Origin of the sequence: Pilosibacter sp. YYHA0881, from assembly GCF_051602715.1 — a bacterium.
GTDB classification, from domain to species: domain Bacteria; phylum Bacillota; class Clostridia; order Lachnospirales; family Lachnospiraceae; genus Alitiscatomonas; species Alitiscatomonas aceti.
On the sequence record NZ_CP175657.1, the window covers coordinates 3,238,140 to 3,255,689 of the forward strand.

Annotated in this window: 13 protein-coding genes; all 13 read left to right on the top strand. The window is 50.2% G+C overall.

Features of this window, described 5'->3' with window-relative positions; genetic code table 11:
• The first annotated feature begins 20 nt into the window (after window positions 1-20).
• The 13 genes from ilvD (at window position 21) to ACI6NM_RS15330 (ending at window position 17,550) form a co-directional block, all read left to right on the top strand.
• On the top strand, window positions 21-1,667 hold the full coding sequence (gene ilvD / locus ACI6NM_RS15270; protein ID WP_022273230.1) for a dihydroxy-acid dehydratase: 1,647 nt from the start codon (window positions 21-23) through the stop codon (window positions 1,665-1,667).
• Entirely contained in the window at window positions 1,667-2,983 is a 1,317-nt protein-coding gene (locus ACI6NM_RS15275) for an ATP-binding protein (protein ID WP_022273229.1), read from the top strand. Before ilvD ends, ACI6NM_RS15275 begins: the two co-directional genes overlap by 1 nt.
• 273 nt (window positions 2,984-3,256) lie before the next feature.
• A complete protein-coding gene (gene spo0A, locus ACI6NM_RS15280) occupies window positions 3,257-4,069 on the top strand; it encodes a sporulation transcription factor Spo0A (RefSeq protein WP_022273228.1) in 813 nt (270 codons plus the stop codon).
• Between the two features lie 125 nt (window positions 4,070-4,194).
• Entirely contained in the window at window positions 4,195-5,640 is a 1,446-nt protein-coding gene (gene glgA, locus ACI6NM_RS15285) for a glycogen synthase GlgA (protein WP_022273227.1), read from the top strand.
• A 22-nt stretch (window positions 5,641-5,662) separates the two neighbouring features.
• Window positions 5,663-6,121 carry a divergent PAP2 family protein gene (locus tag ACI6NM_RS15290; RefSeq protein ID WP_022273226.1) on the top strand — a complete coding sequence of 153 codons (459 nt, stop codon included), beginning with the start codon at window positions 5,663-5,665 and terminating at the stop codon, window positions 6,119-6,121.
• A 256-nt stretch (window positions 6,122-6,377) separates the two neighbouring features.
• Entirely contained in the window at window positions 6,378-9,017 is a 2,640-nt protein-coding gene (ppdK, locus tag ACI6NM_RS15295; protein WP_262427216.1) for a pyruvate, phosphate dikinase, read from the top strand.
• Window positions 9,018-9,141: 124 nt separating this feature from the next.
• Window positions 9,142-10,620 (top strand): aminotransferase-like domain-containing protein, encoded by a 1,479-nt coding sequence (locus ACI6NM_RS15300; protein ID WP_262427215.1) that lies wholly within the window; start codon window positions 9,142-9,144, stop codon window positions 10,618-10,620.
• A 21-nt stretch (window positions 10,621-10,641) separates the two neighbouring features.
• Window positions 10,642-11,619, top strand: a complete 978-nt coding sequence (locus ACI6NM_RS15305; protein WP_262427214.1) for a glucose 1-dehydrogenase — start codon at window positions 10,642-10,644, stop codon at window positions 11,617-11,619.
• A gap of 15 nt (window positions 11,620-11,634) precedes the next feature.
• Window positions 11,635-13,017 carry an aminomethyl-transferring glycine dehydrogenase subunit GcvPA gene (gcvPA, locus tag ACI6NM_RS15310; RefSeq protein WP_262427213.1) on the top strand — a complete coding sequence of 461 codons (1,383 nt, stop codon included), beginning with the start codon at window positions 11,635-11,637 and terminating at the stop codon, window positions 13,015-13,017.
• A gap of 4 nt (window positions 13,018-13,021) precedes the next feature.
• Window positions 13,022-14,581, top strand: coding sequence for an aminomethyl-transferring glycine dehydrogenase subunit GcvPB (gene gcvPB / locus ACI6NM_RS15315; RefSeq protein WP_215653204.1), 1,560 nt, complete (start codon window positions 13,022-13,024; stop codon window positions 14,579-14,581).
• Window positions 14,568-15,689, top strand: a complete 1,122-nt coding sequence (locus ACI6NM_RS15320) for an ATP-NAD kinase family protein (RefSeq protein ID WP_262427212.1) — start codon at window positions 14,568-14,570, stop codon at window positions 15,687-15,689. Before gcvPB ends, ACI6NM_RS15320 begins: the two co-directional genes overlap by 14 nt.
• A 27-nt stretch (window positions 15,690-15,716) precedes the next feature.
• Complete coding sequence (locus ACI6NM_RS15325; RefSeq protein WP_262427211.1) at window positions 15,717-17,321, top strand: amidohydrolase; 1,605 nt, start codon at window positions 15,717-15,719, stop codon at window positions 17,319-17,321.
• Window positions 17,296-17,550 (top strand): hypothetical protein, encoded by a 255-nt coding sequence (locus tag ACI6NM_RS15330; RefSeq protein WP_438500996.1) that lies wholly within the window; start codon window positions 17,296-17,298, stop codon window positions 17,548-17,550. Before ACI6NM_RS15325 ends, ACI6NM_RS15330 begins: the two co-directional genes overlap by 26 nt.

A 17,550-nucleotide genomic window follows, 5' to 3' on the forward strand; every position in this document is an offset into this window, starting at 1 on the left:
GAAGGACAGGAGTGCAGCATATGAATTCTGATCAGGTAAAATCCGGCGTGGAGCGTGCTCCCCACCGTTCCCTTTTAAAAGCCGACGGATACAGCGACGAGCAGATCCGCCGCCCCTTTGTGGGCGTGGTCAACTCATTCAATGAGATCGCCCCGGGCCACGTACACTTACAGACCATTGCCAGGGCCGTCAAGGACGGCGTTCTGGCGGCCGGCGGGACTCCCATGGAGTTTAATACCATCGGCGTCTGCGACGGCATCGCCATGGGCCACAAGGGCATGCATTTTTCCTTAAGCTCCAGGGAGCTGATCGCGGATACCATCGAATGCATGGTAAGCGGCCACTGCTTCGACGCCCTGGTGTTCATTCCCAACTGCGACAAGATCGTGCCGGGAATGCTCATGGCGGCCTTGCGCCTGAACCTCCCCTGTATCTTCGTGTCCGGAGGCCCCATGCTCTCCATTGGACAAAGAGACTTAAATTCCGTGTTTGAGGCCGTGGGAGCCAGGAAGGCCGGTCTCATCGGCGACGGTGAGCTGGCTGAGATCGAGGGAAGCTCCTGTCCCGGCTGCGGCTCCTGCTCTGGTATGTTCACGGCCAACTCCATGAACTGCCTTACAGAGGTCCTGGGCCTGGGCCTTCCCGGAAACGGGACCATCCCGGCGGTTTACGGCGAGCGGATCCGCCTGGCAAAGACGGCGGGGATGCAGGTCATGAAGCTTCTGGAGGACAACATCCGTCCCAGGGACATCGTGACGGAAAAGTCCTTTGAGAATGCACTGACCGCAGATATGGCCCTGGGCTGCTCCACCAACTCAGCCCTCCATCTTCCGGCCATTGCCCATGAGGCGGGGATCTCCATCAATCTCCATATGATCAACGAGATCAGCGAGAAGACGCCCAACCTCTGCCACCTGGCTCCGGCGGGCCATCACCACATGCAGGATCTGATGCAGGCCGGAGGGATCTCCGCCGTGCTAAAGGAGCTGCTGGACGGCGGGATGATCGACGGAAGCTGTATGACCGTCACAGGAAAGACCCTGGGTGAGAACGTGGCCCATGCGAAGAACCGCGATCCGGAGGTGATCCGGCCTCTGGACCGTCCGTATACAAAGACCGGAGGGCTGGCAGTGCTCTTTGGAAACCTGGCTCCCAACGGAGCCATTGTAAAGCGCTCTGCCGTAAAGCCGGAAATGCTGGTGAACACAGGGACAGCCCGGTGCTTCGACTCTGAGGAGGAGGCCATTGCAGCCATTTATGCCGGAAAGATCGTGCCTGGAGATGTGGTGGTGATCCGCTACGAGGGTCCGTCCGGCGGACCTGGAATGCGGGAAATGCTTTCCCCCACCTCCGCCATCGTGGGAATGAAGCTGGATACCACCGTGGCCCTTCTGACGGACGGAAGATTTTCCGGCGCGTCCTGCGGAGCCGCCATCGGCCATATTTCTCCAGAGGCAGCGGCCGGAGGCCCCATCGCCTATGTGAAGGATGGGGATCAGATCGCCATCGACATTCCCAATTACAGCATAAAGCTGCTGGTTTCCGATGAGGAGATGGAGGAGCGCAGAAGGACCATGAAGTTAAAGGAGCCGAAGCAGGTGACCGGATATCTGAAACGGTATGCCAGAATGGTATCCTCAGCAGACAGAGGAGCAATCGTAGAATAATGAACCAGATCGTATCCAATCTGCTGGTATACGGAAAACTGCCGGAGGACTCGATCCTCTGGCAGCTTTCTGATATCTGCATGAGATTAAAAGACGGGAGCCAGGACAGGGACGTGCTTCGCACCCGGGTATTCGGCCAGGTGAAAAACCTCCTTTCTGTATCCACTGATTATGCCTTTGATAAAAACCTCTGGCAGAATTACCTGACCTTTCTCCTGATCACCAGTGAGAATCCCTTCAGCCTGGTATGTGAAAAGGTGGGAGCCCAGGACGGAACGGTCAATATCTTTGTAAAGCATGATCTTGAAATGTTCCGGCAGCTGTTCCATTACGATTTTTCCTGGATGGAGGAGGCGCTTTCCATCGACTGCTTTTACCATCTGACCCATTATAAGGCCATCCGGAAAAAGGAACTGATGTATAACAGGAACGTCAGTGAGAAGGTGCGGGCCCTGAGTGAAAAGCTGGCGGAGGCAGAGGATGCAGAGGCCTTTTTTTTCCATGTGACCGGGTTTTACCGGGATTACGGCGTGGGTATGTTCGGACTGAATAAGGCCTTCCGCATTGCCGGGAATGAGGACGGGACCGTCCGCTTCCTTCCCATCAACAATATGGATGCAGTGATGCTGGACGATCTCATTGGCTATGAGCTCCAGAAAAAGAAGCTGGTGGATAATACCCGGGCCTTCGTGGAGGGAAGGGCTGCCAACAATGTCCTTTTATTTGGAGATTCCGGTACAGGAAAATCCACCAGCATCAAGGCCATTGTGAACCAGTTTTACCCCGACGGCCTCAGGATGATCGAGATCTACAAGCACCAGTTCAAGGATCTCTCTGCCATCATCGCCCAGGTGAAGAACCGGAATTACCGGTTCATCATTTATATGGATGATCTGTCCTTCGAGGAATTTGAGATCGAGTATAAGTTCTTAAAGGCCGTCATTGAGGGAGGCGTGGAGACAAAGCCGGATAATGTGCTGATCTATGCCACCTCCAACCGCCGTCACCTTATAAAAGAGACCAGCCGTGACCGGGACGACATGGAGCACGGAGAGGACATGCACCGGTCCGACACCATGGAGGAAAAGCTGTCCCTGGTGAACCGGTTCGGCCTTACCATCTATTACGCCAAGCCGGATAAGAGCGGCTTTAATGCGATGGCTGTGGAGCTGGCACGCCGGGCCGGGATCACGCCGGAGGAGATGAGCGATGAGGAGATCGGTTATGAGGCCAACCGGTTTGAGATGCGGGGCGGCGGTCTTTCCGGCCGGACGGCCCAGCAGTTCGTCAACCATCTTGTGGCAGTGAAGCGGTAGCCTGGGGACAGGGGATCCGAAGGACACAAGGGAAAAACGATAAAAGACATATTATTACATTATGTTCAGAAAAAAGCGTCGATCATGAAAAATGATGATGCTTTTTTTGCGTTCCATGCAAATTGTCAAACGTTGTCGAAAGTTGCGGACGAATTTCATTGCTTCTTTCTCGGTTAAAAGCCTATAATAAAACCGCTTGTTCCCCGTTTTTTAAAAGAAAATGGAAAATGCAGGGGGATAGACATTGATTATGACAGTTCAGGAGGGAATGCTATGGCAGAGGTTTCGGTTGCAATCGCGGATGATAACAGACAGACATTAAATCTGTTGGGAGAGATACTTGAGAAGGAAGACGGGATCCATGTGGTGGGAAAGGCGGACAACGGTGAGGATGCGTATAACATGATCGTGGAGACGAACCCGGATATCGTTCTGATGGATGTGATCATGCCGAGACTGGATGGGATTTCCGTGATGGAGCGGGTCAGGAACAACAGCCAGATGAAGGGAACTCCTTCTTTCATTATGGTAACGGCTGCCAGCAGCCAGGATGTGACCGAGGACGCGTTCCGTCTGGGAGCCAATTACTACATAATGAAGCCGTTCAGCCGGGATGTGGTTCTGGATAAGATACGCCGGGTCAGCCGGGGAAGGGTACGGGCTGCTGCTGCCGGCGACCACGGAGGCGTGCGGCGGGTACAGCCATATCTGGATAAGGCGGCGTACATGGAGCAGAACCTGGAGACCGATGTGACCCAGATGCTCCATGAGATCGGGATCCCTGCCCATATTAAGGGATATCAGTATCTGAGAGATGCCATCATCATGTCGGTGCAGGACGCGGAGATGCTGTCATCGGTGACAAAGATCTTATATCCCACCATTGCCAAGCGTCATCAGACCACGTCCAGCCGTGTGGAGCGGGCCATCCGCCACGCCATTGAGGTGGCCTGGAGCCGGGGAAAGATGGATACCCTGAATGAACTTTTTGGCTATACGGTCAACGGGGGCAAGGGAAAACCGACGAATTCAGAATTTGTGGCACTGATCGCAGATAAGATCCGCCTGGATTATAAGAGAATGTAACCGTCCAGCCATATATAAGAGAATCTAAAAAGTTTATGGACCTACTTTCTAAATCCCTGGGAATGTGGTATACTGAACCTAATGAAAATGAGCGAAAGCTGTATTAGCGGAAGGATGGGTTCAGTATGAAAAACATATTATTTATCGCTTCGGAGGCTGTGCCTTTTATCAAGACCGGGGGCCTGGCGGACGTTGTGGGTTCTCTTCCCAAATGTTTTGACAAAAAATACTTTGACGTACGTGTGATGATACCCAAATATCTCTGTATAAAAGAAGTGCTCCGCAATGAAATGACCTATATAGACCATTTCTATATGGATTATCTGGGCCAGAGCCGTTATGTGGGGATCCTCCAGTATGTATATGAAGGGATCACATTTTATTTCATCGATAATGAAAGCTACTTCTGGGGGGAAAAGCCCTACGGCGACTGGTATTATGATCTGGAAAAGTTCTCCTTCTTCTCCCAGGCAGCCCTTTCGGCCCTTCCGGTGATCGGATGGAAGCCGGATATCGTCCACTGCCACGACTGGCAGACGGGACTGATCCCAGTCTATTTAAAGGACCGGTTCCGCGGCGGAGAATTCTTCCGCGATATGAAGACGGTCATGACGATCCACAATCTGAAATTCCAGGGTGTGTGGGATGTGAAGACCATCCAGAGATTTTCCGGCCTTCCGGATTACTATTTTACGCCGGATAAGCTGGAGGCCTACAAGGACGGCAATATGTTAAAGGGCGGCCTGGTATATGCGGACGCCATCACCACCGTGAGCAGCACCTACGCAGAGGAGATCAAGACCCCGTTTTACGGTGAGGGCCTGGACGGACTCATGAGAGCCCGGGCCAACGACCTGAGGGGGATCGTCAACGGCATCGACTACGATGATTTCAACCCGGAGACCGATCCCTATATCGCCCAGCAGTATAACGCGAAAAATTTCCGGAAGGAAAAGGCAAAGAATAAGCTGGCGCTCCAGGAGGAACTGGGACTGGCAAGAGATGACAAGAAATTCATGATCGGCATCGTTTCCCGTCTTACGGATCAGAAGGGCCTGGATCTGATCCAGTGCGTGATGGACGAGATCTGTACCGACGATGTGCAGCTGGTGGTCCTGGGAACGGGAGACGATAAATACGAGAACATGTTCCGTCATTATGACTGGAAATACCATGACCGGGTATCTGCCCAGATCTATTATTCGGAGCCCATGTCCCATAAGATCTACGCGGCCTGCGATGCCTTCCTGATGCCGTCCCTGTTTGAGCCCTGCGGCTTAAGCCAGCTGATGGCTCTCCGGTATGGCACTGTGCCCATTGTCCGGGAGACCGGCGGGTTAAAGGATACTGTATGGCCGTACAATGAATACGAGGGGACCGGGACCGGCTTCTCCTTTGCCAATTACAATGCCCATGAGATGTTAAACATCATCCGCTACGCAAAATATATCTACTACAATAAAAAGCGTGAGTGGAACAAGATCGTGGACCGGGATATGGCGGTGGATTTTTCCTGGAATACATCCGCAGGAAAATACCAGGAGCTGTACGACTGGCTGCTGGGCTACTAGGGAATGCAGTTTGGAGGAAACCATGGAGATTTGGAATGAGATACTAGGGAACCAGGTGCTGGTGTGTTCCGTGGCGGGCTGGACGGTGGCCCAGGTCTTAAAGACCATCATTGACGTGGTCTTAAACCGGTCGTTCAACCCGGAGCGGCTGTTCGGCTCTGGCGGGATGCCCAGTTCCCATTCGGCCACGGTATGCGCGCTGACCACGGCATCGGGGCTTAAATACGGCGTGGGCAGCTTTGAATTTGCCATCAGCTTTGTGGTGGCCATGGTCGTCATGTACGATGCCATGGGTGTCCGCCGGGAGACGGGAAAACAGGCGCAGCTTTTAAATAGTGTGTTTTTTGAAAATATACTGAACCTGGACGGAGTCCTGCTCCAGGAGAAACTGAAGGAGTATGTGGGCCATACGCCTCTCCAGGTGGCGGCAGGCGCGGTCCTGGGGATCGGCATGACTCTGGTCATCAGCAGTTTTTACTAGGATCCGCGGAAAAATGGGGATGAAAACCTCATAAGCTATATATTTTGGCGAAAAAATCATTAGGGGATATTGCAATATCTGGCAATATCCCTTATAATGTCAGCAGACCGTTTTCCGGCCTGCTGTTTTTGTGCGCAAATTTCCAAACCATATGTCCTGGCAGCGGACATGGGAAAACGCATGGCAGGAACCGGGAAATGGAGAAACTAGTCACGTAGAAGCTTTTCTACAAATTTGATAGGAGGAAGAAAAACTTATGGCAAAGTGGGTTTATAAGTTTGAAGAAGGTAATGCTTCGATGAGAAACCTTCTCGGCGGTAAAGGCTGCAACCTGGCTGAGATGACGATCCTTGGCATGCCGATCCCGCAGGGCTTTACTGTTACGACAGAGGCCTGCACCGATTACTACAACAGCGGCAAGCAGATCACAGAGGAGATCCAGAACCAGATCTTCGAGGCTATTACATGGTTAGAGGGCGTAAACGGAAAGAAATTCGGTGATACCGAAGATCCGTTGCTGGTTTCCGTTCGTTCCGGTGCAAGAGCATCCATGCCGGGTATGATGGATACCATCTTAAACCTTGGTTTAAACGACGTGGCTGTTGAGGGCTTCGCAAAGAAGACCGGAAACCCGCGTTTCGCATATGATTCTTACAGAAGATTCATCCAGATGTACTCTGACGTTGTTATGGAAGTTCCCAAGTCCTACTTCGAGAAGATCATCGACGAGATGAAAGAGGCAAAGGGCGTTCATTTCGATACAGAGCTGACCGCTGACGACTTAAAGGAATTAGCAGACAAGTTCAAAGCCGTTTACAAAGAGGCTATGAACGGGGAAGAGTTCCCGCAGGATCCCAAGGAGCAGTTAATGGGCGCCGTTAAGGCTGTATTCCGTTCCTGGGACAACCCGCGTGCCATCGTATACCGTCGTATGAACGATATTCCGGGCGACTGGGGTACCGCTGTAAACGTACAGACCATGGTATTCGGAAACAAGGGTGAGACATCCGGTACAGGCGTTGCCTTCACACGTAACCCCTCCACTGGCGAAAAGGGTATCTTCGGTGAGTACCTGATCAACGCCCAGGGTGAGGACGTGGTTGCAGGCGTTCGTACACCGCAGCCCATCACCCAGCTTGAAAAAGACCTTCCGGACTGCTACAAGCAGTTTATCGATCTTGCAATGAAGCTGGAGAACCATTTCCACGACATGCAGGATATGGAGTTCACCATCGAGGAAGGCAAATTATACTTCTTACAGACACGTAACGGTAAGAGAACTGCTCCGGCTGCGATCCAGATCGCCTGCGATCTCGTAGACGAGGGACAGATCACTCCCGAGGAGGCTGTATGCAGAATCGAGGCTAAGTCTCTTGACCAGTTATTACATCCCACCTTCGATCCGGCTGCATTAAAGGCTGGCGAGGTGATCGGACAGGCTCTTCCGGCTTCCCCGGGTGCAGCAGCAGGTAAGGTATGCTTCGACGCAGAGACTGCCAAGGCTGCAGGCATCGGCGGCAAGGGCGAGAGAGTGATCCTGGTTCGTCTGGAGACATCTCCGGAGGACATCGAGGGTATGCACGCTGCACAGGGTATCCTGACTGTACGCGGCGGTATGACCTCCCACGCAGCAGTAGTTGCCCGTGGTATGGGTACCTGCTGTGTATCCGGCTGCGGCGAGATCAAGATCGACGAAGAGAAGAAGGAATTCTCCCTTGGCGGATATACCTTCCACGAAGGCGATTACATCTCCTTAGACGGAACCACAGGTAAGATCTACAAAGGCGACATCCAGACTCAGGAGGCTTCCGTTGGCGGAAACTTCAAGAGGATCATGGACTGGGCTGACAGCTTCCGTAAGCTGGGCGTTCGTACCAACGCAGACACACCGGCTGATACTGCAAACGCAGTGAAGCTTGGCGCTGAGGGTATCGGCCTCTGCCGTACCGAGCATATGTTCTTCGAGCCCGAGAGAATCCACAGCTTAAGAAAGATGATCCTTTCTGATACCGTTGAGGCAAGAGAGGCTGCATTAAACGAGCTGATCCCGTTCCAGAAGGGCGACTTCAAGGGCATGTACAAGGCTCTGGAAGGAAGACCGATGACCGTTCGTTACTTAGATCCGCCGCTGCATGAGTTCACTCCGAAGACAACGGAGGAGATGGCTGACCTTGCAAAGGATATGGGTCTGACGGTTGAAGTTGTTAAAGCAAAATGTGATGAGCTCCATGAGTTCAACCCGATGATGGGTCACCGTGGATGCCGTCTGGCTGTTACTTATCCGGAGATCGCAAAGATGCAGACCCGTGCCGTTATGGAGGCTGCCATCGAGGTTAAGGAAGAGTGCGGCTACGACATCGTTCCGGAGATCATGATCCCGCTGATCGGTGAGAAGAAAGAGCTGAAGTTCGTTAAGGACATCGTTGTTGAAGTTGCTGAGCAGGTTAAGAAAGAGAAAGGCTCCGACATCCAGTACCATATCGGTACCATGATCGAGATCCCGCGTGCGGCTCTGACAGCCGGACAGGTAGCTGAAGAGGCAGAGTTCTTCTCCTTCGGTACCAACGACCTGACACAGATGACCTTCGGCTTCTCCCGTGACGACGCCGGCAAGTTCTTAGATTCCTACTACAAGGCTAAGATCTACGAGTCCGATCCGTTTGCAAGACTTGACCAGACAGGTGTTGGCCGTCTTGTGGAAATGGCTGTAAAGGAAGGACGCGCAACCCGTCCGGAGCTTAAGTGCGGTATCTGCGGCGAGCACGGCGGAGATCCGTCTTCCGTAGAGTTCTGCCATAAGGTAGGCTTAAACTATGTATCCTGTTCTCCGTTCCGTGTGCCGATCGCAAGACTGGCTGCTGCCCAGGCTGCTCTGCACGAGAAAGGGTATAAATAAGATTGGGATCACCGTAAGGTGAAAAAATAGAGGGGGTTCTGGCTGTTGGGCCAGAGCCCCTTTTTTCAAAGCAGACATTGCATCCGGCGGATGGATCATAAAAAAGGACAGAGGAGGGGTAGATTTGTCCTCTTTCAATAAGAAAGCGGCAGAGACTGTTACGATTGACTGGAAGCCGAACAAGAATCTGGATGTTCCTTTGTATGCACAGATCGTCACATATTTTACAGACAATATCTCCACCGGAAATTGGACTGGAGGACAGAACGTGCCCTCCCAGCGTCAGCTAGCCAGGGAATTCGACGTAAATCGAAGCACGGTAGTAGAAGCCATTGCAGAACTGATCTCCATGGGACTTCTGGAAACGAGCTATGGCGGGGGGACGAAGGTAACCCGGGACAGCTGGCTGCATATGATGCATGCGGATTCCTCTCATTGGAAAAATTATGTTGATGCGGGGAATTTTTATTCCAATCACTCAGCCGTCCAGCTGATCAATCGGTTTGAATTTGAACCGGGGTATATCCGGATGTGTACGGGGGAGCTGTCGCCGGATATCATTCAGCAAGGGCTGGTAAAGAGGGCGCTGGATCATCTTTCTGAAAAGGACCTGGAACTTAATTATTCCAATCCCTACGGTTCTCCAGGGCTGAGAACAGCCATCCAGAGTTATTTAAAGGGCAAGGGGATCGAAGTACCGATTTCTAATATACTGATAACGTCAGGAGCGTTACAGGCGCTTCACCTGATCGCTTCGGGGATGGTACCTCCGAAATCCAGGGTTTATGTGGAAAGCCCCTCCTATCTGGAATCTCTGAATATTTTCCAGTCCACAGGGTCTTATCTGGTTCCGGTTCCCATGGACAGGAGCGGGATCCTGCCCTGGATGATTCCAGGAACTTCTCAGGGAACGGCACTGCTTTACACAATTCCCACGTTTCAGAATCCAACGGGAAGGACCATGCCTCTGGAGAGGCGAAAAGAGCTTCTTATGTGCTGTTTAAAAAATAATATACCTGTCATAGAGGATGATACTCTGTATGACCTGTGGCTGGACGAGGTGCCTCCGCCTCCTTTGAAGTCTTTGGATGGGAACAATAATGTGATTTATATTGGAAGCATGTCAAAATGTTTTTCTCCTGGCCTCAGAGTTGGATGGGTCGTGGCGCCTGAGGGTGTCATACGGCGTCTCGCAGATGTGAAGATGCAGATGGATTACGGCGTAAGCTCCCTGTCCCAGCAGATCGCCCAGAAATTATTTGAGAGCGGACTTTATGAAGAGGGTCTGAAAAATATAAGAGATTCCCTGAGGGAAAGGAGAGACCAGATGGGCCAGCTTCTGGAAAGGTATTTTTCTGATCTGGCTGTCTGGAATTTTCCATCGGGAGGTTTCTTTATATGGCTGCGGCTGAAGGGGAAGGTTCTGGCCCAGCAGGTGTTTGAGAGCGCACTGAAAGAAAAGATCCTGGTTCCTCCAGGAAGTATTTATGATGCAGATTGTTCTTCCTGTATCCGTCTCAGCTACGGTTTTCTGGGCGAAGAGGAGATGGAGTCGGGAATGGTGCATTTGTCGGATATAATCCGGCGGTTAAATTTAAATTAAAATAAAAGGAAAAGAACTGTTGTGTTTGTAAAATTGCAATCACAGCAGTTCTTTTATTGTCTAAAAACCGATATATTTGGTTGGTATTTTTTTGTAATTTGGTTGGGAACAAAAAAGGATTGTGCATATACAATAAAAATAGAGATAAAAACAAATGAGAATTATCTAAAATATATAATAGAAATGCAGGAGGAAAAGAAGCAAATGGGAAAACTGGATGGAAAAATTGCAGTTGTCACAGGGGCAGCCCAGGGAATCGGGTATGGATGCGCGAAGGTCATGGCAAAGCATGGAGCGACCGTAATCCTGGTGGATTTTTCTGAAAGTGTCGCTTTGGCAGCAGAAGAGATCCGAAATATGGGATATAAAGCGGATCATTTCCGTGTGGATGTGAGCAGCCTGGAGGATGTCCAGAAAATGGCAGATGGGATCATAGAAAAATATGGTAAGATCGATATACTTCATAACAATGCGGGAGTCAACCGCAGGGTGAGATTTGAAAACCTGGATGTGAAGACCAGAGATTTCATTATGGGAGTCAATATCCTTGGAGTATGGAATATGACAAAAGCCGTTTATCCATATATGCTGAAGGAAAAATATGGAAGGATCATCAACACATCCTCAGTAACAGGAACCAGAGTCGTTGACGAAGGGCAGACGACTTATGCACTTACAAAAGGTGCGGTATCGAGTTTTACAAAAGCTCTGGCATATGAAGCCGGTCCGTATGGTATTACTGTTAATGCGGTCCTTCCGGGGTGGGTACGGACTCCAAAGGTTGAACAGGTAGCCGCAGACAGCAGGCCAGAAGATCCGGAAAGCGCACTTAGGGATATGGCTGGTTTTATTCCCTTAAAAAGATTGTGTGATATCGATGAAATTGGGGATCTGGTCGCTTTTCTGGCTTCAGATGAAGCAAAATATATCACAGGAACTGAAATGGTCATTGACGGAGGGAGCACCCTTCCAGAAACATTTGATATTTTACACGCATAAAGGAGGAAAAATTCAATGCTGCATTATCCTTATATTCCTAACTCCAACGAAGCGGTCCGTAAGGAAATGCTGGACTTCATTGGAGCGGAGTCAGTGGAAGAAATCTATGCATTCATTCCTGATGAAGTGAGAATGAAACGGCCGCTGGATCTTCCAGAACCTTTTACATCGGAAATGGATCTGAAAAAGCATGTGGACAGTATTTTAATGAAGGACAGCACCTGTGATGAAAACATAAGCTTCCTGGGGGCAGGATGCTACAACCATTATGTACCCGCAGTATGTGATGAAATAAATGGAAGATCTGAATTCCTTACGGCGTACAGCGGCGACACTTATGCGGATCATGGAAAGCTCCAGACATTCTTTGAGTTTACCAGTATGATGGGGGAACTGCTGAATATGGATGTTGTCAGCTTCCCCACATATGACGGAGGGCAGGCCGCTTCCACAGCAGTTATGATGTCACACAGAATCAATCATAGGAAAAAGGTGCTGATCCCGGAAACGATGAATCCCAATCTCCTGTCACAGCTGGAATGTTATTGTGAGGGAATGGATCTGATAAAAGTCAGGCCTCTGGAAAACGGACAGATTGATCTGGAGGATCTGAAGGGAAAATTATCCGATGATGTTTCCTGTGTATTTATTCAGAATCCGTCCTTCCTTGGATTTTTTGAGGAGCAGTGCAAAGAGATCGGATGCTTAGCCCATGAAGCTGGTGCACAGTACATTGTATATGCGGATCCGGCTTCGCTGGGGATCATTTCCGCACCAGCGGATTATGGGGCAGATATTGCATGTGGAGATATCCAGCCGCTGGGGATCCATATGAGCTATGGAGGGGGATTAGGCGGATATCTGGCAACAAGGCAGGAAGAGCAGTATGTGATGAACTATCCCCATCATTTATACAGTATATTTAAGAATTCAAAAGGAGAATTTGGATATGCCAGAGCCCTTCCCGAGAGGACCAGCTACTACGTCAGGGAAAAAGCCGTTGAGTACCTGGGAACCTGTGTGGGCCTGTGGGCTGTGACAGCGGCTGTTTACCTGGCGGTCATGGGACCGGAAGGCATGAAGGAAATGGGGGAAAATATCCTCTATAAATGCAATTATGCGCAGAAAAAGCTGGAAACAGTGGAGGGGATCCGTCTGCCATACAAAGAAAGCAGAGGATTTATGGAATTTGTCATCAATGTGGACGGCACAGGAAAGACCGTTGCCGAGATCAACAAAGAACTTCTGAAATACAGGATCTTTGGAGGATATGATCTGAGCCGGCAGATGCCTTCTATGGGACAGTCCATGCTGGTCTGCGTTACCGAGAAAACAGATTTTTCCGATATTGATACGCTGGCAGAAGCTTTAAAGAAGATTTTATCAAAGGAGGAGTAAGGAAATGTCAGATCCGAAATTACGCAATTTCCATGAAGCAAAATGGGATGAGCCAGTGATCTTTGAACAGAGCGTGCCGGGAAGCCGCAGCATTCTGTTTCCAGATGTGTCCCAGAAGGCGATGCCAGTGACAGGAGATGTGTCAGATCTTATCCCAGATCATCTGAAAAGACAGAAAAGCCCTGCACTGCCAGAAATGGCCCAGCCACAGGTACTGCGTCATTATCTCCGACTGTCCCAGGAGACCATCGGCCAGGATATTAATATTGATATCGGTCTGGGTACCTGTACTATGAAATACAGCCCCAAAATCAATGAACAGTTTGTCCGCTCTTCTAAGTTTACAGAGATGCACCCATATCAGGATGATGACACGGCTCAGGGAATCTTGAAAATCATATATGATTTTGAACAGATCATGAAGGAAATTTCTGGTCTGGATGCTGTTTCCTTTCAGGCTGGCGGCGGCGGACAGGGAATTTACGCCAATGCGGCTGTGTTAAAGAAATACTTTGAGGATAAAGGCGAGGCGGATCAGAGGACCCAGATCATCACCACCATCCTGTCGCACCCTCTGGACAGTGCGGCCCCTGCGACAAAGGGGTTTGAGGTGATCAGTCTTTACCCGGATGAGAATGGCTATCCCAGCCTGGAAAATCTGAAGGCTGTGGTATCAGAGAAAACCGCTGGAATTTTTATTACAAATCCAGAGGACACCGGAGTGTTTAATCCCATTATCCGTGAATTTGTGGATGTGGTCCATGAGGCGGGCGGATTATGTGTCTGTGATATGGCTGATTATAACGGGCTTTTCGGGCTTGTACGCGCCAAAGAGCTGGGAGCCGATATGTGTCACTTTAATCTCCATAAAGCGTTTGCGTCCCCCCATGCATGCATGGGACCCGGCTGTGCAGCCCAGTGTGTCAGCGCGGAACTGGAGAAATATCTCCCCAGACCCAGGGTACGGTTCGATGGAACCAGATATTACACAGATTATGACGATGAAAGCTCGGTGGGAAAGATCCGTCAGTTCCAGGGAAGCCTGGCAGCTGTACTGCGGGCATACTCCTGGGTTATGAGCCTTGGAGTGGATGGACTGAAAGCTGTCGCGGAGACGGCGATCCTTAATAACAATTACATGATGAAGCGGGTATTGAATGAAGTACGCGGTATCTCCATGTCATGGGCAGAGGAAGCTCCCAACCGCCTGGAGCAGGTGCGGTATAGCTTTGAAACGCTTTTACAGGAAACCGGAGTGGATGCAGAGCATGTGAACCGCCATATGCTGGATTTCGGATTCCAGAGATTTTTCCCGAGCCATCATCCGCTGATCGTACCGGAGCCATATACGCCGGAGCCTACGGAGTCCTATTCAAAGGCTGATATTGACGAATATGTGGCGGCACTGAAGAAAATCAGCGACGAAGCATACAGTACTCCGGAGGTAGTTCTGACGGCGCCTCATAATGGTCCCATTTCAGCGTTGGAAAATGATCATATTGAAACCGTGGACCAGCTGGCGGTTACATGGCGGTCCTATCTGAAGCAGCATGGAAGACCGTAAGGCGGTGATCGGGCTGGTGATCAATCCCATTGCAGGCATGGGCGGAAAGGTAGCCTTAAAGGGAACCGATGGGAAGGAAACGCTCGATAAGGCCAGGGAGAGAGGCGCCAGGCCGGAATCGCTGAAAAAGACGGAGAGAGCGCTGGCAAAGCTGATGCCGTATTCGGGCCAGATCCAGTTTCTTACGGTTTCCGGGGTTATGGGTGCCGCGCTCTGTGAAAAAATGGGTTTCTCCTATACGCCAGTTTATGAAAGCGGGAAAGAGACCACAGAAAATGACACAGTGGCTGCGGCAGCGATCATAGCGGAAAAAGGAGCAGATCTTCTTCTGTTTGCAGGAGGAGACGGAACCGCCAGAAATATATGCCAGGCTGTTGGAGAACGCGTTCCGGTCCTGGGGATTCCTGCAGGAGTGAAGATCCAGTCTGCTGTGTTTGGGCTTACGCCGGAAGCAGCCGGGGCCATGGCGGCTATGGTAGCCCAGGGACTTCCCGTATCCATGTCGGAACGGGAGGTAGTGGATCTGAATGAGGATGAATACAGGAAGGAACGTGTTTCTTCAAAGCTTTATGGTTCGCTCAGAGTCCCATACGAACCATCCTATGTCCAGAACATGAAACAGAGCGGTTTTTCTTCTGAAAATGACCAGATGGGAGGGATCGCTGCATATCTGGAAGAAAAAATGGAAGATGATGTATTTTATGCCATTGGATCGGGATCTACTGCCAAGTGCATTTCCAGATTCCTTGGAATTGACTATGAGCTTCTGGGCGTTGATCTGGTCCGAAATAAAAAATTGGTAAAAAAAGACGTGACGGAAGAGGAACTGTGGGAGATAACTTCTGGGAATCCTGTCCGGATCATAGTTTCCCCCATTGGGGGACAGGGATTTATTTTTGGAAGAGGAAATCATCAGTTCAGCGCCCGCATTTTAAAGGTCGTGGGAAAAGAAAATATCCAGGTGATCGCACCGGAATCAAAACTGATCTCGATTCCTGGACACACATTACATGTGGATTGTGGAGACGAATGTGTCGAAAAAAGTCTGAATGGATATTATAATGTATTATGCGGATATGGATATTTTCATTCCTTCCGGTGCAGATAAAAATGAAAGGCAGGTGGAAGAAGCGCAATGGCGACTGTATATGTGAACGGAACTGTCTATACCATGCGTCATGAAGGAGATAAATGTACGGCATTTGTGGTGGATGATGGAAAATTTATGTATTGTGGGACGGATGAAGGAGCCAGGGCTTTTGGAGAAGGATGCCAGGTGGTAGACCTGAAAGGAAAGACCGTTATACCAGGAATGATCGATACTCATCAGCACTTATTTGCGTACGCGAGAGACCTTCAGAAATTGAATTTAAAGAGGGCGGGATCGAAAAAAGAACTCCTGGAAATGATCAGGGAAAGGGCCTCGCACACACCGGCGGGAGAATGGATCCTTGGAACTGGGTTTGACCACGAGAAATTTACAGATCAAAAAGAGCTTCCGACCAGGGAGGAACTGGATCTGGTGTGTCCGGATCATCCACTGATCATAACCCGGTATTGCCTTCATGTGAATGTGGCCAATTCTCTTGCGTTAAAAGCAGGCGGGATCGGACGGGGGTTCCAGGCAAAGGTGGAAGGAACTGTGGAATTTGATGAAAATGGAGAACCTACGGGAACGTTAAGGGATCAGGCTGCGGCGGATATTATCGCGGCGATCCCGGATCCGCTGGCTTCATTGGAACAAAAGAAGGATGCAGTGGAAAAAGCGTGCCATGAGCTGAACAGCCATGGGCTTACAGGGGTCCATGCAATCCAGGGGATCCACTGCAATCTGCCGGAATATACCGATGTGTACCAGTCTCTGGCAGATGACGAGCGCCTGACTGTGCGGGTGTATCTGGGATATGATGAACTTCCTGGATGCCATATCCGCACGGGACTGGGAGATGAAATGGTCAAATATGGGTTCTATAAGCTGTATGTTGACGGAAATATGGGAGGGAGGACAGCTCTTTTGTTTTCTCCCTATTCAGACGACATAGATTCCATGGGGATCCCCAATTATACCCAGGAAGAGCTCGACCAGAAAGTGAAGGATGCATATGAAAGAAATATCCAGGTGGGTGCCCATGTGATCGGCGACAGAGCTGCTGATATGCTGACGACGGCCATTGAGCGGGCATATCGGGAAAATCCGAAGCCGGACCCGAGGTTCCGCATGATCCATATGTCTCTGCTGAATGAGGATATTATTTCCAGAATCGCGGACCTTCCAGTGGTTCTGGATATCCAGCCCATGTTTGTATCCACCAATGTACATTGGTCAGAAAGCAGGGTAGGCCATGACCGCTCCAGGTATCACTATTGTTGGAGAAAGCTCCTGGATAACAACATGATATTGACAGCAGGATCAGACTCGCCGTGTGAGTCTTATGATCCTATGGATGGTATATATGCCATTACAACCCGGTGTGGTATGGATGGATACCCGGAGGGCGGATGGTTCCCAGAGGAAAAGGTAACGGTGTATGAAGCGTTGGAAATGTATACAAAGAATGCAGCATACGTTTCCTTTGAAGAAGACCTGAAGGGAACCATTGAAGCAGGAAAACTGGCAGATTTTGTGATACTTAATAAAGATTTATTTCATACGGAGCCGGAGAAGATCAAGGATATCCAGGTAGAAAAAACATATCTGGGCGGCCGGATGGTCTATGAAAGAGGAAACAGTTTGCGATAAAAACGATGATAAAAGAAAAGGAGAGGTTAGTATGAAAAGAATGTTAAGTTTTACTCTTGGAGCAGCCATGGTGTTATCACTGGCGGCATGTGGGGGAAAAGGCGGAAACCCAGCATCAGAGACTAAGGCACAGGGGGCCGGGACAGATACTGCAGGAGCTGTTTCAGCGGATTCCGGGCTGGAAACAGAAATCACATCCACAGATCCGGTCACAATCCGTCTGGCTTAA

Excerpts from the sequence above, each read along its gene's own strand:
- ilvD (WP_022273230.1), top strand. The coding sequence starts at position 21 with ATGAATTCTGATCAGGTAAAATCCGGCGTGGAGCGTGCTCCCCACCGT.
- ACI6NM_RS15275 (WP_022273229.1), top strand. The coding sequence starts at position 1,667 with ATGAACCAGATCGTATCCAATCTGCTGGTATACGGAAAACTGCCGGAG.
- spo0A (WP_022273228.1), top strand. The coding sequence starts at position 3,257 with ATGGCAGAGGTTTCGGTTGCAATCGCGGATGATAACAGACAGACATTA.
- glgA (WP_022273227.1), top strand. The coding sequence starts at position 4,195 with ATGAAAAACATATTATTTATCGCTTCGGAGGCTGTGCCTTTTATCAAG.
- ACI6NM_RS15290 (WP_022273226.1), top strand. The coding sequence starts at position 5,663 with ATGGAGATTTGGAATGAGATACTAGGGAACCAGGTGCTGGTGTGTTCC.
- ppdK (WP_262427216.1), top strand. The coding sequence starts at position 6,378 with ATGGCAAAGTGGGTTTATAAGTTTGAAGAAGGTAATGCTTCGATGAGA.
- gcvPA (WP_262427213.1), top strand. The coding sequence starts at position 11,635 with ATGCTGCATTATCCTTATATTCCTAACTCCAACGAAGCGGTCCGTAAG.
- gcvPB (WP_215653204.1), top strand. The coding sequence starts at position 13,022 with ATGTCAGATCCGAAATTACGCAATTTCCATGAAGCAAAATGGGATGAG.
- ACI6NM_RS15320 (WP_262427212.1), top strand. The coding sequence starts at position 14,568 with ATGGAAGACCGTAAGGCGGTGATCGGGCTGGTGATCAATCCCATTGCA.
- ACI6NM_RS15325 (WP_262427211.1), top strand. The coding sequence starts at position 15,717 with ATGGCGACTGTATATGTGAACGGAACTGTCTATACCATGCGTCATGAA.
- ACI6NM_RS15330 (WP_438500996.1), top strand. The coding sequence starts at position 17,296 with ATGAAAGAGGAAACAGTTTGCGATAAAAACGATGATAAAAGAAAAGGA.